The sequence below is a fragment of the Singulisphaera rosea genome (assembly GCF_054877945.1).
The window spans coordinates 64475-88907 of the sequence record NZ_JBTYIP020000039.1 but is presented as its reverse complement, the minus strand read 5'-3'; the positions used below and the strand labels follow the sequence as shown (position 1 = coordinate 88907).

Genomic DNA, 24433 nt, shown 5'->3' with positions numbered 1-24433 from the left:
CGAACCGGAGGATTCGTGAGACGGCCCCGAGTCGCTCGAAGAGCTTCCCAAGAGCGACGGCGTTCGGCGTGCGCGCATGACAAGCCGATCGCGACTCCGGGATTTTCTGAGCAGGCACCCGGCCTCGCAGTTGATCTGTGAGGAGCCCAGCCTGGCCCGGCCGGGAGCCAGCCCCCATTTGCCTCCGACGTGCGTAACGCTTGCGTGAGCCGCTCTAGGGAGTTCAGAACACATCGGCGGAGAATCCTCGCTGATCCCCACCGAGCCCTGGCCGGAACAAAGCTTCACCACAAAGGCACAATGGACACAAAAAATCAACGAAGCAGGCCCGAAGAGGATTGGTTCTCTCTGGCTTCTCTACTTTGTGTCCTTTGTGGCGAAATCCTCACGCGGTGAGAGTCTGGTGGGGATCAGCGAGGAGTGTCCATTTGAAGCATCAACCCCACCTCGTCTCATGGTCGGCGCCCTTGATGGGTCGTCAATGAGGGTAATCCCTGAGGTCCTCCGGGATCACATCGAGGTCATCCTTCCGGATCTCGGCCAGGAGGGCCTTGAGGGTTGCGAGGCGACCTGGCTCGCGTCTGGCGAGGTCTGTGGTCTCATAGGGGTCGTCGGCGAGATGGTACAACTCGGACGTGCCGTTCGCGAAGGCGATGAGCTTCCAGCCCTCGCGCTGGATGGACTGGCCGGAGCGGTGGGCGATGTAGACGGTCCGGGGCTCGGGCGAGGTCACGACGCCGGTGAGGATCGGCCAGATGTCGTGACCGGCCCACTTCAGGTCGGCCTTCGGGGTATAGCCGGCGAGCTTGGTGAGGGTCGGCATCCAGTCGACCGCGTGGAGGGGGGCCGTCACCTTGCGAGGTGCCAGTGTACCCGGCAAGTTCGCGAACGCGTCGACTCGCGTCCCCCCTTCGTAAAACTGCCCCTTGCGGCCGCGGAGCGGCAAGTTGCTTCTGAGGACAGGCGTCGGGGGGACGTTGCCGACAGTACGCGTTCTCGCCTCCGGGAAGCCCTCCGTTGTCGGACGTGAAGACGACGAGCGTCGATCCTCGTTGCCCGGTCGCTCGAGTGCCGCGATCAGTTGACCGACCTTGGCATCGAGTTAGGTGACGAACGTCGCATATCTCCGATACGACTCGTCCTTGACGGGATCGTCGTAGAACTTCTCGTCCTCGTAGGGCTTCTTATACTCATCGGGGGCGTCGACCGGGATGTGGACAGCATGGAACGGGACGTAGACGAACCAAGGCGTCTTCTTGGCCCGGATCCATATTCTCAGCCGGGCGTAACCGTTCGTTGGTCCTCGTTCGACCGGGGCGCATGCGTCAGATGCTCACGGGACAAACAGGTCGGGCGAGATTTTCGAAGATATGGGGGAAAGTCGAGATGAATTCGTACCGGATTGCCCTCGTCGCGCAAGGCGGGGCGATCGACCGTTTCGGCCGGCTTTCGGTGCGTCCTCAATCAATACCGAGAAAGGGTAGAGCTCGAGATGGGACAGACGCCAGGCATCAAGGAAAGAGGCCAGCCGGGGCCGACATGGGGCTCCGACCGGCCTGGAAGGCAGGAGTGGCGAGAGGTGTGACGACGCGGCCGACGAGAGCTCAGCACGCGCAGCAGATGGGGGTGTTGTTCATCATGACGCAGCAGGTGCAGCCGGCCTTCATCATGGCGCACATGCAGTCGCAGCAGGCCTGGATCATGTCGCAGCAGGCCTTGTCGCCGCTCGTGCAGGTGATCGTGACGCCCTTGTCGGTCATCTCACACTTGCACATACCCATCATCATATTGCAACAGCAAACCATCATCCCGTTCATCATCATGCAGCAGGAACACATGCCGCCGGCCATCATGGTGCAGAGGTTCTGCATCATGCTGGCCGACATGGCGTCGTCGCTGGTGCAGGTCATCATCATCCCGCCTTCGCACTTCTCCATCATCATGGTGCAGCGAGGGACCATCATCATGTTCATGCCGGTCGGCATACCCATGCCCGCCGGCATGCCCATGCCCATGCCCGCCGGCATACCCATGCCCGTCGTGCCCATCCCGGTCATGCCCGTCATCGTGCCGCGATCCATCATCCTCGTCGTGCTGGCCATCGGTGTTTCCTTCGCTCTCGGAGTTTTCGGAGTCGGACCGTCAACGCATTCGGGCGGGCCGCGATTTGCTGGGCGAAGGAAAACGGGACAGTCTCCCGGGCTATTCGTCGCGTCGCGATCGCCCAAGGGCCACCAAGGCCAGGATCCTGTCCCGTTTTCCCTCGCCTTTACGCGACGGGTGATCCGCCCTGCAGGCCCACAACGGCACCATTATGGGAGGCGGAACGCGCATTGCAAGATCGTTCCTCCAAAAAAATCAAATGATACGAATCTTTACTATCTGTCTAATCATCACGTCGATAGTCGGCATGCGGCGGAGGATTCAAACCCGGGTTATGTAGAATAGGGACGGCATCGACGTCTGATCCGCGGCCCGGACCGCTCTGACCGCCCGGGATCGGGTGAGGACCTCGCCCGAGGAAGCCGAGAGCCGAGCCGCGGAATCGAGGCCGTGTCCGTACGGCACGCCATCAGTTCCACGTCGGTGGGAGATCATGTTGACTCCCACACTAAGGTTTCGAGGAAGTCCGAAGCGTCGAGATCCATCGACAAGGCCCCGGGCTTCGAGAGCCGACAGGATGTTCCGCCCAAGAGAGATTCCCGTTCAGGTCGATCGAGACCAGTCCGAGGGTCGCCCGAAGGCCGGGATCGCATTCCTCCGAAAACGTGGGCGGCTCAGTAGGAGTCGGAGCTAATGACCTCACCCCCGGCGCGGGTCGAGAGGGCCTGCCAGATGCCGAAACGGCTGCCCGAGTTCAGCGAGTAGAGCGGGGCCGAGTTGGGGCAACTCCCGTTCGCTGTCGCGGTCAGGCCGACCGGGATGCCGGTCGACTGGTCGAACGGGACGGTGTTGATCGAGTCCTTGATGAAGCGCACCGAGCCGTCGGCGAACGCCGCGTTGACGCCGCCGGGGTGGAAACTCGAGGCGGCCGACTCGAAGGTGTCGATCGAGACGGTCGTCGTGTTCGTGTTTCCGCCGAGCTTCGACTGGGGATTGATCGGGTAGAGGGTCGTGAACAGCGTGTCGCCGTAGTTGCCCGACGTCCACCACCCGAAGAAGATCGCATCCTGGCCCCCCAGCTTCCCGTAAGCGCTCTCGGCCAGGAGGATGGTGTTGCTCGTGCCGTCGGTGATCGAGGCCAGCGTGTTGCTGCTGTAATAGTAGATCAGCCCGTTGGCCTCGGCCTTGACCGCCGAGAAGGTGGAGTCGGAGGGATAGTCCTGCATCCCGGGCGCGAACCAGGTCCCCGCGTTTGCTTTGTAGCTGTTGTACTGCATCTTCCCGATCGTCGCGGCCCCCCCCAGCGCCGCGATGGCAGCCCCCACGTCCTGCCCTCCCGCGACCTTGCCGTCGCTCGGGCACCAGAGCGTGCTGATCCCGATGCCGTGGACCGTCGAATTGCTCGGGTCGTAGACGGTGACCGCCGCGTTGTAGGCGTCGAAGATCGGCTTCTGCTCGATGAAGGACGTCAAGCCGATGAAGAAGCTCTGCTCGTGAGTATTTCCGCATGCCGTGATCAATGGAGGCTTATGATAACTGCCCAGCGGCAGGACCGAATTCACATCGGTATAATTGTGGACTCCGAGCGCGAGTTGCTTGAGGTTGTTCGTGCATTGGGCGCGTCGGGCGGCCTCGCGGGCGGCCTGCACCGCGGGCAGGAGCAAGGCGATCAAGACCGCGATGATCGCGATCACGACCAAAAGCTCGATGAGCGTAAACCCGCGGCGTTCTGCTGGCGTAAGCACAGGCCTCTCCTTTGCGTGTTTAAATCATTCGTTTCAAGATTTCCGTAGGGCGGGCATTGCCCACCGGGTTTTCCCAAAGCCTGTGGGCAATGCCCACCCTACGGAAGACGAGCGGATCGAGATCGGCATCAGTTCCCGAGGCGATTCCCTCGCCGGACGTTCTGTCTCTTCGCCTTCCCCACGATCTTGAGGGGGTTTGATAGGCTTCCCCTGTCGGAGAGCGCAAGTTGACCGGGGCCACCAGCACTTGCCCCGGAGATGGGCAGCTCTTTCTCCGTAGAGCAACCGCTCAAGACCGCGGCGGCGAGCAACAGGGCGAGTCGACCGTTTCTGTGTGGGGACATGGGAGGATCCTCCGATTGTGGTTCGCGGGCCAAGGTCTGAGGAGAGGCGCCACGGTCCTCGCGACGGGCGTACAATCCCCGCCAGGCCGCGAACCGGGCGTATGTCCCGGGCTCTCGCGGCCGTTGATGTGGGAACGGACCCGGGATGGCCTCGCCGTCGAGGCAGTGCGGGTGGGCCCGAGGCCCTCGCCCTCGCGCGAGGGCCTCGGTATCCGCGCCGTCGGTTAGACCGACTAGCGGGATGCGGACGCGTTCTCGGCGAGGAGGGACTCGATGGTCGAGGTGAAGTCCTTTTTGAGTTGATCGTTGAACTCGCCGCTGGCCGGGGCCGCGAAGCCCGAGTGGATCTTCTTGACCCGGCCGTCCCTCCCCACGAAGAACGTGGTCGGCCACGAGTTGAGGTTCACGGCCTGCGGCACCTTCTCCCACATCTCGACCGGGGCACCGGCGATCAAGTAGGTGTACTTGACTCCATACTGTTTGATGAACGATCGGACCCGGGCGAGGTCGTCTTGCTGCTCGGGCTCCTCGAAGTCGAGGGCGACGATCTCCAGGCCGCGGTCCCGGTACTTGCGGTCGAGCTCGACGAGGTATTGGGCCTCGTCGTGGCAGTTCGGGCACCACGTCCCCGTCACGACGGCGACGACCACCTTACCCTTGAAGCGCGGGGAGTCGTTGGAGAGGGTCTGGCCGTCGACGTCGGGGAAGCTGAAGCGGAACGCCTCATTCGCATCCTTCACGGAGGTGTGCTTGGCGAAGTCGGCCGGCTCGGGCAGGCCCTTGGATCGGGCGTCGGCCGGTCGGATGGCGGTCAGGACGTGTCCCCCGTCCTTCGTGCCATAGTTCGAGAAGGGGCCCTGGACCACGAGCTTGAGCGTGCCGTCCTGCTCGCGGGTGACTTCGGCCCGCAGGGCCCTCGCGCCATCGAAATGGCTCAACACGAACTTGCCGTCGCGGTAGTTGCCGTCGAGCTCGCCGGTGTCGCCGTCGACCCGCAGGATCGAGGCTCGGACCTTCGCGCCATCCTGTCGGACGATGAATCGCCAGGCCTTCTCCCCCTTCGCGCTCTCGACGGGGATCTCCCAGAGCCCGGCGATGCTGGGGACCTCGGCGGTCGCCGCGGGCTCCGCCGCGTGTCGCCTGGCGTGGAACTCATAGTCTTTACTGAATTCCCGGGCGGAGTGGCGGTACGTGCCGTTCAACTCGTCGCCTTTCGGTTTCGCCTCGAGCGTGCCGAGGAAATGCTCGAACTTCGCGACCACGGACCCGCCTTCGAGTCGACCGCTCGTCGAGTGGACCTCGACGTCGCCGTTGAAGAGCGTCGCCTTGAAGTCCTTGCCATCTCCCGAGAGGTCGATGCGGAACGGGATCTCCACGCCGTCCGCCTTGATCGAGGCATCCCAACGGCCGTCGAGCGTCCCCGCTCGAACATTCGGCACACACACCAAGACGGCGGAGGCCACCAGAGCAGACCGGAAGAGTCGCTGCATGTCGATTTCTCCTTAGCTTGGCAAACGGAGGGACGAAGGAATTGAGGCTCGCATTGAGCCATCAGGGCGATTGAGGCGCACGAGGGTTCGCTCGGGCCAACTCGGTTGGCCCGTGATCAACGCTCGTGCTAGGATTCATTCAGGAAGAAGTCGTGTTGTGTCTCAAGGACACAAAGCCGGGGATGAGGATGGGACCACCTGTGGAGTCTGTTCGTCTTTCGGCAGGTCGTTGCGTGCCTTTTGCCACGCTTCGGGCAAGCCCGGCTTGGTGGCGAGCAGGATCTCGAGGGTATTCCGCCGGTCGTCGGCCGAGAGCCGCGCGAAGGCCGGGCTCGTGTCGCGGCCGGTGAGGACATCCAGGAGCCGGGTATACAGGTACGTTTTCGCCGGCCCGGGCAGGGCGTCGAAGGCCTCGGAATACACGAGGTAGCTGCACGGATACTTGAACAAGCGACGTTCCAGGTCGAACTCGCGGAGCGACCTCCCTCGAGGGTCGCGTGGGCCTCGCGCGGCGAACTCCCGGGCGAAATCCGAGGTCCCGGCGACCGGCCCCTTCAGCGGCGCCTCGTCGGCGAAGAGGAGGTACTTGAGCAATGCCTCGGTGGGGGCCTTGTACTGCGCCTGGGCCTCTTCCGAGGGGGGGTCGACGCGGCGACCGGCCTTGGCCTCCTCGTGGAGTACGATCCGCGTCTTGTAGTTGACGAGGGTAATAAGGTTGTGCATCTGCGTCTGGTGCGCCAGGACCAATAACGCCACCAGGTCGCTATGCCCCGAAAGGTAGTGCGAAGCTTGGAACTTGCCGGCAAGGTCTTTGACGTTCGCCCCTGCGTCTCGATCGAGCTGGCCATGGTCGCGGTCGACGGCCAAGACATTGCCCATGTGCCGATCTTCGCCATGGGTCCCCGTGACGTACCAACCGCCGAACCGCTCGGCGAGCGGGCTCTCGTGGCCCGTCACGAACGTCGGGGCCCCCGGGACCGTCGTGCCGTTGCCCACGGGGTGGACCGACCGCAGCAGGACGCCGGGGATCCCCCTCGTGCCCGGGGCGACGTGGCATTGCGTGCAATCGAGCTCCGCGCGGAGGAAGGTCGGCTGCTGCGTCGGCTGTTGATCCAGCAGGTAGAAGATCGCCCCCTGCCTGGGGTCGAACGAGGCGATCTCGATCGCCTTTCCTCCACGGACCCAGCCGACGTAGACGTCGTCGTTGAAGTAGAGGGCCCGAGGCGTCCTCGGCGAGATCTTGCGGTATTGGAAGCTCGTCTTGGAGAACACCAAGGTCTGCGACGAGACGGGGATCCCCAGGAAGTCGAGCACCCCCTTGAGATAGCCGTGCTCGTCATCGAAGGGGATCGAGGCCGACTCGGCCTCGATCCGCTTCTGGAGCCGGGCCACCGGGTCGTTGACCTCGTCGGTGAGGTAGTTGATCGGCTCCTCCCCATAAGGGACAAAGCCCTGCCCGCGCACCGCCACCTGGCCGCTCGCCTTCGGGACCATCAACGTCAGCAGCAAGGCCAACCAGGGCCAGGATCGTCGGCAAACGACCTCGGGGTGGCGCCTCTGATCGGGGGACCAACGGTGCATAGTCCATGACTCCTGCACGAAATCAATTAAAAACCAAGTGCGCATCAACGCACATGCCGGATCGAGGCATCCAACCGCCATCGTCCGGAATCAGACTCAAGGACGCATGATGAGGACCAGCACTCGGAGGCTAGTCCCTGGGGGCCTCGCAAGCCCCAAGATCATTGTCGACCATTTCTATCGAGATTATAGACAAAGATCAAGAGGCTCGAGGAGAAATCCCATTCGCTCGCATTCGAGGGCCTGTCAGGCCTCGGTACTCGAGCGAGTTGAAATGCGAGAGAAACGCATCTGTCGAATGTCTCGGCGCATGGTGACGGGAACTCTTGTCGCGGGACAGCCCATGGCTGCTAAAAATTTGGCACAAGGCTCTTGACGCGACCCGACGTCCTGCTAAATTTTTGGCATACTGTCAATTTTTTAGCATCGAGCCGTCTCGGATCTGGAGTTCCGGTCGGCGTTGCCAAGAGAAGAGGAGGTCGAATGGCCAAATCCGCGGGCGACCCGCTCAGCCGCCGAGAGCGGCAGATCATGGACGTCATTTATCAGACGGGCCGGAGTACGGCCGCCGAGGTACGGGAAGCATTGTCCGACCCTCCCAGCTATTCCGCGGTCCGGACGCTGTTGAGGGTGTTGGAAGAAAAGGGGCAGCTCCGGCACGAGCAGGAAGGCCCGCGTTACGTCTACTTGCCCACCGTCCCCCGCGACAAAGCCCGGCGATCGGCCCTCAAACGGCTCGTGCAGACATTCTTCGAGGGCTCGACGGCCCAGGCGGTCGCCGCGCTGCTGGGCGAGCCGAATGCCAAGCTCACCGACGAGGATCTCGATCGGCTCTCCAGCCTGATCGAACAGGCCCGGAATGACGGGCGATAAGCCATCGACCGGGACTTATACCCCGGCCACTTCTCTGAAGATTTCCGGGCGAATCGCCCTGAAGGTTGAGCCAAATCGCGAATGACAACGGCAACAGTGACCAAAGTATCGGAGGGTCGAGGCCGATGGATGATCCGATCAGGTTCCTGGGCATCGGTGGGGCCGGCTGGACGATGACGGGGCTGGCTTGCGCGGCGAAAGCGTCGGGTGTGCTGGCGTGCGCCGCCATGCTGGCGCTCGCGATCCGGAGAAAGGCCGCGGCGACGCGGCATCTCGTGTGGACGCTCGGACTCGCCGGGGCACTCGCGGTCCTCCCGCTGGCCGCGGCACTCCCCCGCTGGGGGATTCCGGTCTTGTCGGAGCCCACGAAGGTATCGACGACGGGAGAACGCCCGGTTTTCGAGCCCCAAACACCCAAGATCCCCGCGACGGGCACACTCGCATCGACGGCAAAACTGCAAATCGATGAATCCGAAACATCGATCACCCCGACGCAAGCCATTCGGCATCCTTCTGCCACCAATCGAGGTGACTGGCCGCTCGTGCTTTGGCTCGCGGGGACGCTATCGGTGCTCGCTTGGGGCGCGATCGGTTGGGGTACCGTTTGGTGGATCGGGTGTGGGGCCGAACGGATTACCGATCGCCTCTGGGTGGACGCCGCGGCCGAGGCGGCCCAGCGGCTGGGCATGACCGGGCGTGTCACGCTCCTGCGGGGCGGGCCCGCGGCGATGCCGGTCACCTGGGGGACGTTCCGCCCGGTCATTCTCCTGCCGGCCGAGGCCGACGAGTGGTCCGCCGATCGCCGAAGGGCCGTCCTGATGCACGAGCTGGCGCACGTTCGCCGACGCGACGGGCTGACCCATTGGCTCGGCCTATCGGCCTGCGCGACGTACTGGTTCAACCCGCTCGCGTGGTGGGCGGCGTCGAGGCTCCGGTCCGAGCGAGAGCAGGCGTGCGACGACCTCGTGCTGGAGGCGGGCGAACGACCGTCGGACTACGCGGCCCAGCTCCTGAGCGTGGCGCGTTCGCTCCGCCCCGCGCCGGTCATGGTCCCCGCGGCGATGGCGATGGCCCGGCCGTCGGGCCTCGAAAGCCGGCTCCTCGCGATCCTCGATCCGCGACGTCTCCGCCGAGGCCCGGCGCGTTGGCTCGTCGTCGCGGGCCTGGCGGTCGTCCTGGGCGCATCGGCGACCCTCGCGGCGGTCCAGCTCGTGGCCCGCGAAGCGTCTCGACCGAACCTCAGTGGCTCGATCGTCGGTATCGATGGTAAGCCCGCCGAAGGGATCGACGTCGTCGTGCTCAGGTTCCGGCCGTCGCTCCGAAAACCAGACGGGAGACCCGTCCCAGCCAGGTTGCTCGGCCGTTCCCGGAGCGACGCCCAGGGCAAGTTCCAGGTTGAGTTGGAATCGAGCGAGTCCGAGGCCGAGGACCTTCTCAAGATCGTCGCCACAACCCCCGGTGCGAGCTATGCCGCTCGCGACCTGGCCGACCTGAACGACTCGGTCGTCGAGCCGATCCGACTGACAACCGAACGGCCGCTCACCATCCGGCTCGTCGACCTGGAGGGGATGGCGATCGCGGGTGCGGACGTCCGCTGGAGGGGTGCCTATCCGGCGGCGGGCGGCAGCGGGCTCGGGTTCCAGTGGCTGACCAAGGAGGCCTTCCCCACTCTGGCGAGTCAGTGGACCTCCGACTCCGATGGCCGGTACAAGATCCAGGGCGTCGGGCCCGACCAGACGCTCTACTTCGACATCCAGGCGGGCGGGTTCGGGAATCAGAACCTCCACCTCGAGACCAAGGCCGGAGTCACCGACGCCACGCTCACGATGGGACGTGCCCACATCGTCGAAGGGCGAGTCACGCTCGGCAAAGGGGGACCGCCGGCCGTTGGAGTGAAGGTCGAAGCCAACAGCATGTCCTCCCCTCATGGCACCGGGCAGACGCTGGGTGCCACCGAAGCGGTGACGGATTCCGATGGGCGATATCGGATCGAAGCGGCCCCGGGTGGCTCGATCCAGCTCGAAGTCCGGAGTGAGGCCGACGGAGCCGAGGGCTACCTCTTGCGCCATGGGCAGGTGGTCCCGGGCGACTCGGTCTCCTCTCGACTCGATTTCGTCCTGCCGCGAGGAGTCCTGGTCAAAGGTCGTGTGACCGATGCCGCGACCGGTAGGCCCATCGCCGGCGCGAGGGTCTCGCATCGGGCCCACGAGCGGAACAATCCCTACTTCATCAAGGATGCCACCGCCCGGATGCACGGCGACGAGCAAGCCGGGATCACGGCGGCCGATGGCACCTTCCGGCTCGCCGTGATACCCGGGCCGGGCTACTTGCTCGTGAAGGGGCCGACGACCGACTACCTCCACGACGAGCTTTCGACCGTCGAATTGCAGGGCGGCCTCGTCTGGCCGAACGCACGAAACTATCCCGACGCTTTCAAGAAGATCGCGCCGAAACCCGAGGAAGGCCCTCTCGAAGTCGCCTTCGCCTTGCGTCGGGGCGAGACCGTCACGGGGCTCCTCGTCGGGACGGACGGCCAGCCGGTGCGGGAAGCGGTGGTCTTCAGTCGCTGGCAACTCTCTAAGAGGGACATCACCGTCAATTACGGGCAGAACCTGATACCCCTCCGCGGGGGCCATTTCGAGTTGGGCGGATGCGACCCAGCCAAGTCCGCGCCGGTGTTCTTCCTGGACGTTAAGAACCAGCAGGGCGCCACCGTGGAAATCTCGGGCAAGCAGGCCGGGCAAGACCTGGAGGTAACGTTCCAGCCGTGCGGCTCGGCCAGCGTCCGGTTCGTGGGCCCCGAGGGCAAGCCTGTCCGTCCCGGCCTCACCCCGGGACACCTGGAAATCATCCTAACCCCCGGGCCATCGTTCGCCATGGCCAATATCAAGGATGATGCGAGCCCGCTCATTTCCGACACGATCCAGGCCGGCAACCTCGACCGGGAACGGTACTACAAGGTCAAGACCGACCAGGCGGGCCGGATGACGTTCCCCACCTTAATACCGGGGGCGACCTACCGGATCAGCGTCTTCAACCAGCCTGTGAAGACGGAGGTCGAGTTCACCGTGAAGGCCGGCGAGGCGAAGGACCTCGGCGACCTCGTAATCACCAAACTCGATCAGGCGAGGTGAAGCCATGAAAAGGATTAACGATGACGCATGGGCCCCGTTCGAGCCCAGTGCGAACGACCCCTGGGACCTTCGCAAGGTCGCACGGCTGCACCGTGCGGCCGGCTTCGGGGCGACCTGGAGCGAGCTCCGGCGCGACCTGGCGGCGGGACCCGCCGCGAGCGTCGGGCGGTTCCTCGACCCGGCGAGCCCCTCGGAACAAGAGAGCGCGACCATCGAGGCGCTCCGCGCCGGGGCGCTCGCGCCGGCGAATATCAAGCGGCTCCGGGCGTACTGGCTCTACCGGATGCTCTTCGGCAGCGACCCGCTCCGCGAGCGATTGACGCTCTTCTGGCACGGCCATTTCGCCACGAGCCTGGTGAAGGTCGGCAGCGTCTCCGCGATGTCCGCGCAGATCGAGACGCTCCGCGAAATCGCGCTCGGCGGTTTCGCCGATCTGCTCGAGGCGATGACCGCCGACCCGGCCATGCTCATCTGGCTCGACGGTGGGTCCAGCAAGCGCGAACGGCCGAACGAGAACTACGCCCGCGAGTTCCTCGAACTCTTCACGATGGGGAAGGGCACCTATTCCGAATCCGACCTCCGCGAGGCCGCCCGCGCCTTCACCGGCTGGGTGTCCGACGGCCGCGGCCGGGGTGGGTCCTTCGAAGACTCGCAGCCGAGGTTCGCCTTCGAAGACGACGCGCACGACGGCAGCCCCAAGACGTTCCTCGGCAAGGCCGGGAACTGGAAGGCCGGCGACGTCGTGCGGATCGTCCTGGAACGACCCGAGACGGCGCGACTCCTGGCTCGAAAGCTCTACCAGGCGTTCGTGTCCGAATCGCCCGACCCGAGCCAGGAGCTCATCGAGCCGCTGGCCGAGGCCTTGCGGTCGAGCGGCTACTCGATCAGACGAGTGATCAAGCTCATGCTCAAATCTCGGCATTTTTACTCGAAAGACGTGGACAGGAGTCGGGTCAAATCGCCGGTCGAATACTCGGTGGGCCTGCTCCGGATCCTGGAAGTCCCCCGGTCGAAGGTGAGCCTGTCGGCGACGACCTCGGCCTGTGCCCGGCAGGGCCAGGAGCTCTTCGCGCCCCCGAACGTGAGAGGGTGGGAAGGGGGGACGTCGTGGATCAACAGCGGGACACTTCTGGAACGCCTCAACTGGGCGACCGACATCATCTGGGGCAACCCCGAGCTCGGCATCGCCCCCTATGACCCGATCGCGTGGGCCAAAGGCCACGGCGTCAGGCCCTCCGAGGCGGCCGAGGCGTTCGTCGAGGTCGTCCTCCAGGGGGGTCTTGCCCCCGAGGCGAAGGGCCTTGTCCTTGAAACAGGACGCGGCGGGACGGCCGACGGCCTCCGGAAGTCACTCCAACGACTGCTGCATTGCCCGGAATTCCAACTCGCGTGATCGATCGTGGAAAGGGGAAGGACCGACCATGACGACGACCCGTCGCGAATTGCTTCGCCTCGGCCTGGGGGGCTCGACCCTCTTGGCCTGTGGCCCGACCGTCCCATCATTCCTGGCCCGATCCGCGATGGCCCTCGGCGACGGCCAGGGGCGCGGTACCGATGGCCGGATCCTCGTAGTGGTGCAGCTCGACGGTGGTAACGACGGCCTCAACACGGTCGTCCCCCACGGTGACGACGTTTACCACAAGAGTCGGCCGAAGCTCGCGATCAAGGCCAAGGATCTCAAACGGATCGACGATCATATTGGTCTTCATCCGTCGCTCAGCGGGTTCGCCAAGCTGCGAGACGAGGGCCGGCTCTCGATCGTGCAATCGGTTGGCTACCCCAACCCGAACCGTTCGCACTTCGAGTCGATGGCCACCTGGAATACCGCGACGCTCAACCCCGGCCAGGAAGAGCCCGGCTGGCTTGCCCGCGCCATCGACGCCTTGCCGGCGGCGGGGGGCGACTCCCCCGCGCTCCACATCGCCACGGAGGCCTTGCCACAGGCCTTGCGCGGGTCGCGTTCGCACGTCCCGTCGCTGGCGACGGTCGAGCAGTTCCGTCGGCGCCTTGGCGTACCTGGCTCCGAAGGTCCCGACGACCAGCGCAAGGCCCTCGACCGGATCTCGAGCCAGACCGTCGGTGTTGGCGAGGAAAACCCGCTCCTCCAGTTCGTGTCGCGGAGCACGCTGGTCTCCTACGCCAGCGCCGCGCGGCTCGAATCGGTCCTTCGCGACAAGGACGACGCGGGCCAATATCCTGATGGCGAGGGGCTAGCGGCCCGGCTCCGGCTGGTCGCCCGACTGATTCGCGCGGGGCTCTCGACGTCGATCTACTACACCCAACTTGGCGGCTTCGACACCCACGCCAACCAGATCAACACCCACGCCAACCAGCTCCGGGAGCTGAGCTCCTCGGTCCGGGCGTTCTTGACCGATCTGGATCGGACCGGCGACGGCGATCGCGTCACCGTCCTGGTCTTCTCGGAGTTCGGCAGACGACTCCGCGAGAACGCCAGCGAGGGGACCGACCACGGGACCGCCGCGCCCGTGTTCCTCCTCGGCAAGCCCGTGAACGGCGGCCTCGTCGGGCCATATCCCGACCTGCGCCACCTGAACGACGGCGACCCCGAGCACAAGATCGACTTCCGGCAGATCTACGCGACCGTGCTCGAACGCTGGTTGGGTCGCCCCGCCGAAGCCTTGCTAAAGGCCTCGTTCGAGCCGTTGCCCCTCTTTCGTTAACCCGATGCCGAGGCCAGCCTAGACCTCCATGTCGGAGATTCACCACAAAGGCACAAAGAAATTCAAAAGAATCTATTCTTTCAAGATTCTCCCCTTTGTGCCTCCGTGGTGAAGAGCTCTCCCGGCAAGAATCGTCATCACACGGACACACGGAGGCGACGTGCGAGGTCGAGCGCCTGGGTTCGCAGCTCGCGGACGGCGGTGGATTCCCAGTCGCGTTCTTTGAGGAGCGGTCCCAGGGCGAAGATGCGGTCCTGGGGTCGGCCCTCGTCGTCGACGAGTTGGCCGGTTCCCGTAACGTCCAGGCCGAGCGCGAGCGGGCCCGGGCGGCCGACGCCGCGACTGATGAGCGAGCGCATCAGGACGGAAGGACTGGCGCGAATATCGCGCCCCGGCCCGGTGCAGTTGATGACCCGGCCGACGAGCAGGGTCTCCGGGGCCGACTCGCCACGACGACGGAAGGACACGGCGACGCGGCCGGCACGATCGCTGAGGGAAACCACCCGCGCCGCCGTGACCACAAGCCGGCCGGCGCGGAGCGCGACGAGCAGTTCGTTGTCGATCGCCGGGGCGATCCGATGCCGGTACGAGTCCCAACGGGTCGCCATGTGGCGGAGGAACCGCTGCCGTTCCTGGTCGGGCAGTGAGGCCCAGATCGCGGGGATCTGCGGGCGAAGCGTGTCGATGACCGAACGCCAGTCGCCCCCCTCGGCCTCGCAGACCTTCGCCTCGGCCCGGACCTTGCGCAGCAGGCCCCGGGCACTCGTCGGGGTCCCCGGAGAGTCCGGGCCGGCGACGGTGAAGTGCGGCCGGTGAATCGAAGGCGCGGCCCCATGCCGACTGGGGAGAAGCCCATGTCGCGAGATCGCGTGGAAGGTCCCCCGGTGGCCCCGCGCTCGGGCCTCGATCACGAGGTCGACCGCCGTGAGCCCGGTGCCGATCAAGGCCACCGACTCGTCGGCCGGGAGGCCGTCGAGCGCCGCGGGCGACCACGGATCGGCCACGTACTGGCCCGGGTGCATCGGCCCGACCCAATCGGTCCGGCTCTCCGGCGGCTGATGCCCCAGCGCCAACACAACGCGGTCGGCGGTGATGCGCCGGCCCTCTCGCGTCAACATGAGAACCGGTTCGTCATCCCCATTCGTTTGGATGTCGACCACCTCGTCGCCGACGCGTGTCACGCTCGTGGCCGAGCCGAGCAGGTCTCCGAGGTATTCGCCGTAGGTTCGACGGGGGACGAAGGTCGAGGGCTGGACGTCGAACTCGCGGGCGCGGAGCCAGTCGATGAAGTGATTGGGGTCGTCGGGCAGGGCACTCATCAGCCCGGCGGGGACATTCAGGAGGTGGCGATCGCACGTCGTCCCGTAAGCGACGCCTCGTGCGAAATCCTTGCCGCGTTCGAAGAGCGTGACACGCTCCACGCCCATCCGCGCGAGCTGGACGGCCACCAACGTCCCGCTGAACCCGCTGCCGACGATCGCGACCTCGGCGTCGGCCGAGCTGCTCCGGACGCGGGCGGGATTGGCCGTCGTCGTCACGGTCGATTCGCGATCATCCGTCTTGGAAGATGCCGGCGCATGATCGGTGAACGAGCCATCATGGGACGGATCGGCGCGGAGGATGACCTTCCGGGCCCGGGCGATCGGCTCGGCCAGGTCGAGGTACATGGTCTCGGGCCTGGCGAGGATCATCCGGTCGTTATCGGCGAGGCACGTCCGGTCGATCGAGTAGTAGCGCCACGAGCGAGGAGGGGGCGAGTAGACGTGGAGGGTCACCAGGTCATGGCCGGGGGCTTCGAGGTTCCCAAGCTGGTGCATCCCGTCGCCGGTACACCCCAGCACGGACCCCGCCTCGAACGCACGCGTGTACCTCGGGCTGAGCCGCCCACAAGGCGACGCCCCGTAACGAGTCTCCGTGGCTCGACCCGCGACGACCCGCACCGCGCACGACGACCCGGTATGGTCGTGGATCGGGCTGCACTGCCCCCCTCGCCAGCACAGGACGAGCGCCTCGAAATGCTCGGCCCGGTAGATCGCCGCGCGATGGTAGGCGCGTTCATCGAAGACCCGGGCCGCCCCAAGATCGTCGGGGCCGATTTCCAAGGACTTGAGCGACGCGAGTAGCTCATCCAACGGGATGGGACCCGGCCGAGAGTCCCACAGACGCAAGAGCTCGTGGAGCTGAGAACGCCCGCGCATCCATGCCTCCGTTTCCCTCACGGCCAGGTGGCCCAGGGCTTCGTCTCCCGCGGTCGACTCGAATGATCCCGATCGAGAAGCTGATGTGCGATGGAGCCGGGTGATATACCGGAAGCTTGCCTATCCTACAAGCCGAGTTCTTGCCCAAGCCCTCTTCCAATCGACATCCCGCCATCGCGGCTCTCTTACCAATAGAGGAAACACGGATAAGACAATCGCGATCCTTCCAAAACCACGGGATTTCCCATTCATTTGTTTACTTTTCGACTTTGTTCTCCCCATTTTCTTATCCGTGTTTCATCCGTGTTCAATCCGTGGCTAAAATCCAAGTTCCTCCCCAGGATGACCGCTGTCTCAGCCTGATATCAGGCCGATGGAGATCATGGCATGCGTCTTCGGACTATCCTCGCCCACGTGGCCCTGACCTGCCTCCTGGGAGCGACCGTGGCCTCGGGAAATGAAGAGCGCCCGGGGACGACCAAGCCCTCGGCCCCCATCCCGCTGGACGTGGCGTTCACCCGGAGAGATTTCTCCTATCTCGAGAAGGCCGCGGTCAGTCCCGACGGCTCCCGGGTCGCGTACGCCGTCGTCACGCCGATGAAGCGGCGGGAGGACGTCTGGACGCTCGAGTCGGGGCTGCCCGCCGTCTTCCAGGGGTCCCGGCTCCACGTCACCGAGGTCGCGACGGGAAAAGCCATCGCCCTGGGAGCCGAGGCGGCGACGAGCTTCGCCCCGGCCTGGTCGCCGGACGGCACGAAGCTGGCGTATTACTCGGACGAAGGCGGATTCCTCCGCGCCTGGATCTTCGACACGGGCAAGGCCACGTCGGCACCGGTGGCGGACCTGAGGATCAAGATCGACTATCACATGACGACGGCGATGTTCCCGACGTGGAGTCCCGACGGCCGGACGCTCCTGGTGCCGGCCCTGCCGACGGCCGAGGTCGGCGCCGACCCGAGGCCGATCGGGGGGCGGGTCACGACCGGCCCGGGGAGGAAGCAGCCGGGGCCAGTCGCCCTCGTCCTTACGTCGGGGGATGAGCCGGCTCCGCCCATAAGCGAGAGACCCAAGACGTTCAGCTACTACGATTCGCGCGTCGACATCACGGCCGTCGACGTCAGCGGGGTGCTTTCATCAGCGCATGTCGCACTCCCGGCTCAACCACCCGGCTGGAAGGGGCCCGGGCCGGTCCATGTCCGCTATTCCCCGTCCGGCCGGTTCCTCGCGTACGTCTCCGGCGTCAGGCCCGGGTCGTCCAACCAGGGCATCGCCGAGGACGTCCTCGACCTCGGGGTCGTCAAGGTCGGCGAGACCCAGCCCCTGCACGCCGAGGAGGTCTCCCGCGTTTACGTGGGCCGCGAGAGCCACTCCGGCGACTACCTCGGCCGCGCCGGCGCGATCCTCGCCTGGCACCCGACCGAGGACGTCCTGCTGTTCCTCAACGACCACCGACTCCGGATGATCGACGGTAAGGGAGGCGCCGAGCACCTGGCCGTCACGCTGGCCGCCGATCTGGGGAGGCTCAACGGCGATTACCTCGCCTTCGTCCCCGGCCGTCGCGCCGTTCTGGTCGGCCTCCTCCCCCCGGACGCAGCGGATGAGAGCCACCGGATTAGCGCCCTGGCGCTCGTCCCGCTCGATGGCAGCCCACCCCGGACGTATTCGCTGCCCGAGGGGTTCGGCCAGGGTCAGGTCCTCCGCAGCGACGGGGCTTCGCTCTGGCAATCGGTCGCCGACTCCGCGACGTTCTTCGCCGGCGACCGCGAGGGTCAGCGGACCCTGGTCCGTCGCCTGGACCTGGCGAGCGGGGACTGGACGAGTCGCGCCATCGAGGCGGGAACGATCGAGTTCCACGGGATGCCGCGAGACGGGTCATTCCTGGTCGGGACCTTCCAGAGCATGACTCGGCCGCCCGACCTCTACCGCTTTGGCGTCGACGTCTCGACCCAGGGCCGCTTGAGCACGATCGAGCCTCGGCTCGAGGGGCAGGCGATCGGCCCCGCCGAGACGTTCGAGACGATGGTCCCGCTCCACGACGGGCCGCTCAAGTCCGTGCGAGCCGCCGTCCTGCTCCCCCCGGGATCCCGGCGCGGCGACCGGCTGCCGGCCATCGTCGAGGTCTACGGCACTCCTAACCTGTCGGCGGGGTCACACGACTACGGCGGAGGAGAAATCGCCTCGATGCCGGCGTCCATCTTCACGACCCGAGGGTTCGCGGTCCTCCTGCTCGACACACCGCTCGGTCCCGAGGGAACGCCCGGACGGCCCCTCGATGAGCTCCGTGACATGGTCCTTCCCCAGGTCTACCGGGCCGCCGAGTTGGGTTACATCGACATCCGCCGGGTGGCGCTGTCCGGGCAATCGAACGGTGGATACTACACGGCGGGGCTGATCTCGACGACGAACCTCTTCCGTGCGGCGGTCGCCGTCGACGGCTACTACGACCTGGGCAGTGCCTACGGAATCCTGCTGCCGGGCAACGAAAACGAGTCGGCCCACTTTTTCGAGAAGCGAGGGCGTATGGGCCAACCTCCATGGAGCGACCCCCTACGCTACCTCGACAACTCGCCGTACTATCGGGCCGATCGCATACACACCCCACTCTTGTTGATCCACGGCCGGCAAGACGCGACCTGTCCCGCAACGCAGGCCGAGATGATGTTCAGCGCCCTGAAGCGTCTCGGCCGCACCGCCCAGCTCGCCGTGTACGAGGGCGAAGGCCACGTGGTCTCCCGGTGGGCCCCGGAGCACGCGGTCGACGCCGCCGACCGCATGCTGAGCTTCTTGCGACGCTACACGAGCAAAGGGGAAGAAGCATCGACGAAGCCATAGCCATCTTCGGCGATCACCACTGCCAGCCTGCGGCCAGTTCGTCGTTGACGATGCAGCCGGCCGGCCACTGGCCCTGGTAGAGCGAGACGACGCAGCGGGAGGCGAGTTCGGCCATGTCGGCCATGCCCTTGGTGTCGATGCCGCCGAGGTGCGGGCTGAGGACGACGTTCGGCAGGCCGACGAGCGGGTTACCCGGCTCGAGGGGCTCATGGTTGAACACATCGAGGCCCGCACCCCCGAGGTGGCCGGACGCAAGGCTCTCGGCGAGGTCGGCCTCGACCACAAGCCCCCCTCGCGAGGTGTTGATCAGAATCGACCCCGGGCGCATGAGCGACAGGGTCTCGCGACAGATCAACCCCCGGGTGGCCGGGACCAGCGGCAGGTGCAGGCTGAGGACGTCGGATTCGGCGAGGACGTCCTCGAGGACGTGGCGGACGATCCCGTGGCGGGTGTCGAAGTCGGGGTCGGCGAGGGGGTCGTAGGCGATCACCTTCATGCCGAAGGCGAGGGCCCGGGTCGCGACCGCGCGGCCGATCCGGCCCAGGCCGAGGAGCCCGAGGGTCTTGCCCCGGATCGGCTGGACCAGCTTCCGGGTCCAGCCGCCCTCGCGGATCTTCTGGTCGTTCACGACGATGTCACGCGTCAGGGCCAGCAGGAGCGCGAACATCTGCTCGGCCACGCTCTCGTGGTTCGTCCCCGGGGTGATCGCGATGGCGACCCGACGCGCCGTCGCCGCGTCGACGTCGATCGCGTCGTACCCGACCCCGGTCCGGGCGATCACGCGGAGCCTCGGGGCGAGGTCCAGGACCTCGGCCGTGAACCTCTCGCCGCCGGCCAGCAACGCATCGGTCTCGGGCAAGACCTCGCGGAGCTCGGCCTCGGTCGCCGTCGGGCCCGGCGGCAGGTCGATGCAATGAAACCCGGCCCCCTCCAGGATCTCTCGAAACGGGCCGCCCTTCTGACGCAAGGGCTCGGGCAGGATCAGGACGTTAGGCATGGTCTTTGGAACCACCTCGAGGCGAGACGAAGCTCATGGAGCAAAATCGGTATCGTGACAGACGTCGTGCTTACCACGTGGCTTGTCCGCGGAGCGGGTAGCACCGGTTGGCACAACCGGTGTCGCGCAGCGACAAGAGGGACACGGCCGGGGTCATTCGAGGCCGGGCCTCCGCCAATTGGAGCCTTCTCGAAAGCCCTTCGCAACGCCCTTCTCAGCGATACAGTCCACGGATCAGCGAAGCGGACAGGGACGAGGCTGAAGTCGTTGTCCGCCGACTCCTCTTCGTGCTCGACGACTTGCCAGCGACCTCTTGGCGCTGCGCGACACCGGTTGTTCCAACCGGTGCTACCCACAACCCCCAGCACCGATTTCGCTCCATGAGCCCGAGACGATGTTCGACGCTCGCGCCAGATTAGCCGAGCCGCAACCGACCGCCAAGTGGGCGGGAGGAGGCCCATAAGCCTCGGAAGCCCGCCTGGCAGGGAACAACCTCGACGCCGCCCGCCGGTACGAACCCCTCAAGGTCGCCGAGCTCAACCAACTCCGGACCGCGGCCCTCGCCTCCGCCCCGACCTTCTGCGCCGACTGCGACGGCCGATGCGCCCAGGCTGCCGGCACCGACGCCCGCCGCCACTATAACGAGCTCACCGACGGCGAGCGCAACTGGTCCGACGCCGACCTCGCCGCCGCCCAGGCCGCCTCCCCAGGCCGCCTCGACTTCGCGCGACTCCTGCCCGAGGTCGATCGCCACCTGGCCTTGACGCCTCGCCCGAGCCTCGAAAAGACTGCATCAACCAGCAGGAGCTTCGCCGGCATTGGGACGCCGACGAAGCTCCTTTCGATTCACCTCGGATTGCTAACGATTCACGATCGCGGACGCCCGCTCGAACAGTGACCATGCGATGGGCCCGACCACTCCCGGCGCCATCTTGTTCATCACGTAGGCAAAGGTCATGCGGCGATCCGCGTCGATCATCACCAGCGAGCCGCCCGCGCCTCCCCAGCAACACACCCGGCCTTGCGGGAGCAGGCTATATCCAACGCCTAACCTGAGTGGGATGCCGATCACGAGGTCGGCCCCATTGCTCTGCACTTCGAAGACGCGGTCGATCGTCCGCGGTGAGAGGAGCCGGACACCATCGACCTCGCCGCCGCAGGCCAGCGCCGACTGGAGACGCGCCACCGAGCGGGCATTGCCGTGGCCGTTGGCCGAGCCGATGTCGGCGCTCCGCCAGTCATCGGTCCAACTGTCTTCCGACCGCACGGTCGGGTTGGTCCAGGTCTTGAACGCCACACTGTCGGGGTCGAGCTGCGGCGGGTCGACGGGGTAGGGGAGCGGCACCACGTTGGCCACACGATGGAACTCCGAAGTCGGCAGGCCGATGTGGAAGTCGGCGCCCAGCGGCCTCGCGATGTGCTCGGCGAAGAACTCGCCCGGGCGCCGGCCGGTGATGCGCCGGATCACTTCACCGATCAGATGACCGAAGTTCACCATGTGGTAGCCCGAGGCCGTCCCTGGCTCCCACCAGGGCGCCTGGGAGGCCAGGAGGGCGGTCGACTTCTCCCAGTCGTAAAGGTCCTCGAGGGTGATCGGCTGCTCCCAGCCCGAGACGCCCGAGGTGTGCGACAGGAGTTGGCGGACCTTGATCTCCACCTTGCCCCGGGCCGCGAACTCGGGCCAGTACCGGGCGACGGTCGCGTCGAGGTCGAGCTCGCCGCGGTCGACCAGCACGAGCGCGGCCAGCGTCGTCATCGTTTTGGTGGTGGAGAAGACATTGGTGATCATGTCTTCGCTCCAAGGCAAGGTGCGGCCCTCATCCGCCCAGCCGCCCCACAAGTCGACCACCATCTCGCCGTCGATGTTGACGGCCACCGAGGCGCCAAGAGATTCGCCCGACTCCAGCTTGGCGGTGAACAGCTCGCGCAGCGGGTCGAAGCGGGCGCTGCATGTACCGCCTAGCGGAGTCAAGTGATCGCTCATGAGACCTCCGTGGTCGAATCCATGCAAGCCCCGCGCGTTCTGCATGCGAGGACGGTGTTGCCGTACAGAGACACGGCCGGGACGGCCGAGGTTCGGACGTCGACTGCCGGTCATGCCCCCTGGAGTTCGCCATCGGCACGCCGATCGAGCGATCAGGCGGAGGACGAACTGCAGCACGTCCTCCGCCCCATCCGAGAGCGGTGCCCCGACCTCGACGGAGATTACAGCCCCCGAGCATCCCAACGGGAAGAACTCGTACCGTCGGGCAAGAGGCTCCGCGTCTCACCGCTCATCGCCGCGCTCTCGAGAGCACGAGCAGGTCTTGATTTGGGAGTCGACGCAGGTGCTGCGGTGCTCGACGTGCCGGTACACCATCAGGCCGCCTGGGGCCTCCTGGAGCCGAGTCGAGCGAGGCAACCTCTCACAGCGGTCCAGAGAGGTCTCTGTGGCTCTCCTGGAGGCTCAGGAGGGCATCACGCAGTTGCGGAAAGGTGATAAAGCCCGTTTCCGCGTTCAGATGCCCGCCGCCCCGCACGATCTCCAACTCGACCCCGAGGTGATCCGCCACATCCCGCGAGCGCGCCAGCGGCACATAGGGATCATCGTCCCCCGCCCAGCAGCGGCAGATTCGCCCCCGGCGATCCCGGATGCCGGCCCAGTCGAAGGGTCTGGCGAAGAAGGACGCATTGATCGGGTCATAGTCGGGCAACCCAAGGGCGCCGACGAAGCCAGCCGCCAGGAACAAGCCTGCGACTCGTTCCGTGGCACGCTCGACCAGGCGCAAGGCGAAGGCGACTCCGAGGCTATGACCGACGATTACAGTCGACGTCGACAGGGGACCGGCCGCGCAGTCGTAGGCGTCCAGCCAAGTGGTGAGGGACTGGCCTTGTGGCGTGGGGAGGCGGGGTCGGATGACCTCGAACCCCCGCGCCTCGAGCTCAGCGTGCAGCCAGGGGAACCAATTGGTGTCGGGACGGCCGTGGGCGCCATGCAACACCACGACCCGGAACCCTGTCTGACTGCCTGCCACGTGCAACCCTGCCTCGTGTTACGAGGGGTTCTACACCCGGCCCGCACGAGCGGGAAGGCGTGCAGACGCCACTGACTACACTCTACCGCTCCTCCGCGGCTCGGGAGAAGGGAGTGGGAAAGAGGCGGGGACCATGGCTCCCGCCTCGATCGTGCTCAGCCGGCGTGGGCGGCAGCCGGGGTGGGAAGGACGTCTTTGGGACGATAGGGGGTGAGCTCGCTGTGGCTACGTCGAACTCGGGCGCGGCGGCGGGTGGTGAGGGTGTCGGCGACGGAGACGGCGAAGATGGAAAGGCCGACGAGGGCGAGGATGGAACCGACCCAGCCGGTGGAGGTCCAGCCGAGGCCGGAGTCGATGGCAATGCCGCCGAGCCAGGCCCCGAGCGCGTTGGCGACGTTGAACGCGGAGTGGTTCAGCGAGGCGGCGAGCGTCTGGGCGTCCTCGGCGACGTCCATCAGGCGGACCTGCAAGGCGGGGACCAGGGCCACGCCGTTGGCGATGAGCAGGACGTTCGGCAAGGCCAGCCAGGCGTGGGGCGCGGTGAGGGAGAACAGGCCCATGATCGCGACGTTCCAGAGGAGTGCGCCGCCGATGGTCGGCATCAGGGCGCGGTCGGCGAGCTTCGCGCCGATGAGGTTGCCCGAGATCATGCCGACACCGAAGATCGCCAGGACGGCGGGCATCATCGACTGCGACAGGCCGGTGACCTGGGTCATCGTCGGCGTGATGTAGCTGAAGACGCAGAAGAGGCCGCCGAGCCCGACCGAGCCGATGCCGAGGGTCAAGAGCACCTGCTTGCGGCCCAACGCACTCAGCTCTCGGAGCGGGCTGGCGTCGCGGTCGGCGGGGCGTCGGGGTGCGGAGAACCAGATCGACACCGAGGCGGCGGTCCCGATCAGCCCGACGAAGGAGAACGCGGCACGCCACCCCAGCCCCTGGCCGAGCCAGGTGGCGAGCGGGACACCGGCGAGGGTCGCTCCGGTCAGCCCGAGCATCATCCGGCCGACGGCCTGGGCCCGGCGATCGGGCGGGACGAGGGACGCCGCGACCAGCGAGGCGACGCCGAAGTAGGCGCCGTGCGGCAGTCCGGCCACGAAACGTGAGATGACCAGCGACGGCAGGTCCCAGGCCAGGGAGCTGGCCAAATTTCCGATCGCGAACCAGGCCATCAGGATTGTCAGGACGACGTGCCTCGGGCTCCGGGCCGCGAGGACGGCGAGGATCGGTGCCCCGATGACGACGCCCAGGGCGTAGGCGCTGATCGCGGAGGCCGCCTCGGTCACGGAGGCGTGCGTGTGCTCGGCGATCTCCGGCAAGAGGCCCATGATCACGAATTCGCCCGTGCCGATCCCGAACCCACCGAGGGCCATCGCCAGCTCGGCGCGGCTGAATCCTTTGACGATGCTTCCCAATTCCAACTTACCATCCAAAGCCATGATCA

The 24433-nt window shown here is 66.2% G+C and carries 16 protein-coding genes; 5 read left to right on the top strand and 11 right to left on the bottom strand.

Annotated features, from left to right (window positions below):
- Positions 1-478: 478 nt before the first annotated feature.
- The 6 genes from ACYOEI_RS37315 to ACYOEI_RS37290 all read right to left on the bottom strand — a co-directional run bounded on the left by ACYOEI_RS37315 (position 479) and on the right by ACYOEI_RS37290 (position 7263).
- Complete coding sequence (locus ACYOEI_RS37315; RefSeq protein ID WP_462855512.1) at positions 479-946, bottom strand: hypothetical protein; 468 nt, start codon at positions 944-946, stop codon at positions 479-481.
- 658 nt (positions 947-1604) lie between these two features.
- Entirely contained in the window at positions 1605-2102 is a 498-nt protein-coding gene (locus ACYOEI_RS37310) for a hypothetical protein (RefSeq protein WP_462855511.1), read from the bottom strand.
- A 675-nt stretch (positions 2103-2777) separates the two neighbouring features.
- Entirely contained in the window at positions 2778-3848 is a 1071-nt protein-coding gene (locus tag ACYOEI_RS37305) for a DUF1559 family PulG-like putative transporter (protein ID WP_462855510.1), read from the bottom strand.
- A gap of 128 nt (positions 3849-3976) precedes the next feature.
- Complete coding sequence (locus ACYOEI_RS37300) at positions 3977-4192, bottom strand: hypothetical protein (protein ID WP_462855508.1); 216 nt, start codon at positions 4190-4192, stop codon at positions 3977-3979.
- Between the two features lie 233 nt (positions 4193-4425).
- Positions 4426-5682 carry a TlpA disulfide reductase family protein gene (locus ACYOEI_RS37295; protein ID WP_462855507.1) on the bottom strand — a complete coding sequence of 419 codons (1257 nt, stop codon included), beginning with the start codon at positions 5680-5682 and terminating at the stop codon, positions 4426-4428.
- 162 nt (positions 5683-5844) lie between these two features.
- Complete coding sequence (locus tag ACYOEI_RS37290) at positions 5845-7263, bottom strand: hypothetical protein (RefSeq protein ID WP_462855506.1); 1419 nt, start codon at positions 7261-7263, stop codon at positions 5845-5847.
- Between the two features lie 483 nt (positions 7264-7746).
- On the opposite strand from ACYOEI_RS37290, the gene ACYOEI_RS37285 reads away from it, so the two are divergent.
- The 4 genes from ACYOEI_RS37285 (at position 7747) to ACYOEI_RS37270 (ending at position 13951) form a co-directional block, all read left to right on the top strand.
- Positions 7747-8136, top strand: a complete 390-nt coding sequence (locus ACYOEI_RS37285) for a BlaI/MecI/CopY family transcriptional regulator (RefSeq protein ID WP_462855505.1) — start codon at positions 7747-7749, stop codon at positions 8134-8136.
- A gap of 125 nt (positions 8137-8261) precedes the next feature.
- The gene (locus tag ACYOEI_RS37280) at positions 8262-11270 is read left to right on the top strand and encodes a M56 family metallopeptidase (RefSeq protein ID WP_462855504.1); all 3009 of its coding nucleotides are present in this window, start codon (positions 8262-8264) and stop codon (positions 11268-11270) included.
- Between the two features lie 4 nt (positions 11271-11274).
- Positions 11275-12663 carry a DUF1800 domain-containing protein gene (locus tag ACYOEI_RS37275; RefSeq protein ID WP_462855503.1) on the top strand — a complete coding sequence of 463 codons (1389 nt, stop codon included), beginning with the start codon at positions 11275-11277 and terminating at the stop codon, positions 12661-12663.
- Between the two features lie 28 nt (positions 12664-12691).
- Positions 12692-13951, top strand: a complete 1260-nt coding sequence (locus ACYOEI_RS37270) for a DUF1501 domain-containing protein (protein ID WP_462855501.1) — start codon at positions 12692-12694, stop codon at positions 13949-13951.
- A gap of 137 nt (positions 13952-14088) precedes the next feature.
- On the opposite strand, the gene ACYOEI_RS37265 is transcribed toward ACYOEI_RS37270, so the two are convergent.
- A complete protein-coding gene (locus tag ACYOEI_RS37265; protein ID WP_462855500.1) occupies positions 14089-16149 on the bottom strand; it encodes an FAD/NAD(P)-binding protein in 2061 nt (686 codons plus the stop codon).
- A gap of 387 nt (positions 16150-16536) precedes the next feature.
- Here ACYOEI_RS37265 and ACYOEI_RS37260 point away from each other — a divergent pair, with 387 nt between their 5' ends.
- On the top strand, positions 16537-18981 hold the full coding sequence (locus ACYOEI_RS37260) for a S9 family peptidase (protein ID WP_462855499.1): 2445 nt from the start codon (positions 16537-16539) through the stop codon (positions 18979-18981).
- A gap of 13 nt (positions 18982-18994) precedes the next feature.
- On the opposite strand, the gene ACYOEI_RS37255 is transcribed toward ACYOEI_RS37260, so the two are convergent.
- From ACYOEI_RS37255 to ACYOEI_RS37240, 4 genes are all read right to left on the bottom strand, one after another.
- Complete coding sequence (locus ACYOEI_RS37255; RefSeq protein ID WP_462855498.1) at positions 18995-19978, bottom strand: phosphoglycerate dehydrogenase; 984 nt, start codon at positions 19976-19978, stop codon at positions 18995-18997.
- An 859-nt stretch (positions 19979-20837) separates the two neighbouring features.
- Entirely contained in the window at positions 20838-21950 is a 1113-nt protein-coding gene (locus tag ACYOEI_RS37250) for a serine hydrolase domain-containing protein (protein WP_462855517.1), read from the bottom strand.
- A gap of 433 nt (positions 21951-22383) precedes the next feature.
- Complete coding sequence (locus ACYOEI_RS37245; protein ID WP_462855496.1) at positions 22384-22992, bottom strand: RBBP9/YdeN family alpha/beta hydrolase; 609 nt, start codon at positions 22990-22992, stop codon at positions 22384-22386.
- A gap of 155 nt (positions 22993-23147) precedes the next feature.
- Entirely contained in the window at positions 23148-24428 is a 1281-nt protein-coding gene (locus tag ACYOEI_RS37240) for an MFS transporter (RefSeq protein WP_462855495.1), read from the bottom strand.
- Positions 24429-24433: the final 5 nt, after the last annotated feature.

Excerpts from the sequence above, each read along its gene's own strand:
- ACYOEI_RS37310 (WP_462855511.1), bottom strand. The coding sequence starts at position 2,102 with ATGGCCAGCACGACGAGGATGATGGATCGCGGCACGATGACGGGCATG.
- ACYOEI_RS37300 (WP_462855508.1), bottom strand. The coding sequence starts at position 4,192 with ATGTCCCCACACAGAAACGGTCGACTCGCCCTGTTGCTCGCCGCCGCG.
- ACYOEI_RS37295 (WP_462855507.1), bottom strand. The coding sequence starts at position 5,682 with ATGCAGCGACTCTTCCGGTCTGCTCTGGTGGCCTCCGCCGTCTTGGTG.
- ACYOEI_RS37290 (WP_462855506.1), bottom strand. The coding sequence starts at position 7,263 with ATGCACCGTTGGTCCCCCGATCAGAGGCGCCACCCCGAGGTCGTTTGC.
- ACYOEI_RS37285 (WP_462855505.1), top strand. The coding sequence starts at position 7,747 with ATGGCCAAATCCGCGGGCGACCCGCTCAGCCGCCGAGAGCGGCAGATC.
- ACYOEI_RS37280 (WP_462855504.1), top strand. The coding sequence starts at position 8,262 with ATGGATGATCCGATCAGGTTCCTGGGCATCGGTGGGGCCGGCTGGACG.
- ACYOEI_RS37275 (WP_462855503.1), top strand. The coding sequence starts at position 11,275 with ATGAAAAGGATTAACGATGACGCATGGGCCCCGTTCGAGCCCAGTGCG.
- ACYOEI_RS37270 (WP_462855501.1), top strand. The coding sequence starts at position 12,692 with ATGACGACGACCCGTCGCGAATTGCTTCGCCTCGGCCTGGGGGGCTCG.
- ACYOEI_RS37265 (WP_462855500.1), bottom strand. The coding sequence starts at position 16,149 with ATGCGCGGGCGTTCTCAGCTCCACGAGCTCTTGCGTCTGTGGGACTCT.
- ACYOEI_RS37260 (WP_462855499.1), top strand. The coding sequence starts at position 16,537 with ATGCGTCTTCGGACTATCCTCGCCCACGTGGCCCTGACCTGCCTCCTG.
- ACYOEI_RS37255 (WP_462855498.1), bottom strand. The coding sequence starts at position 19,978 with ATGCCTAACGTCCTGATCCTGCCCGAGCCCTTGCGTCAGAAGGGCGGC.
- ACYOEI_RS37240 (WP_462855495.1), bottom strand. The coding sequence starts at position 24,428 with ATGGCTTTGGATGGTAAGTTGGAATTGGGAAGCATCGTCAAAGGATTC.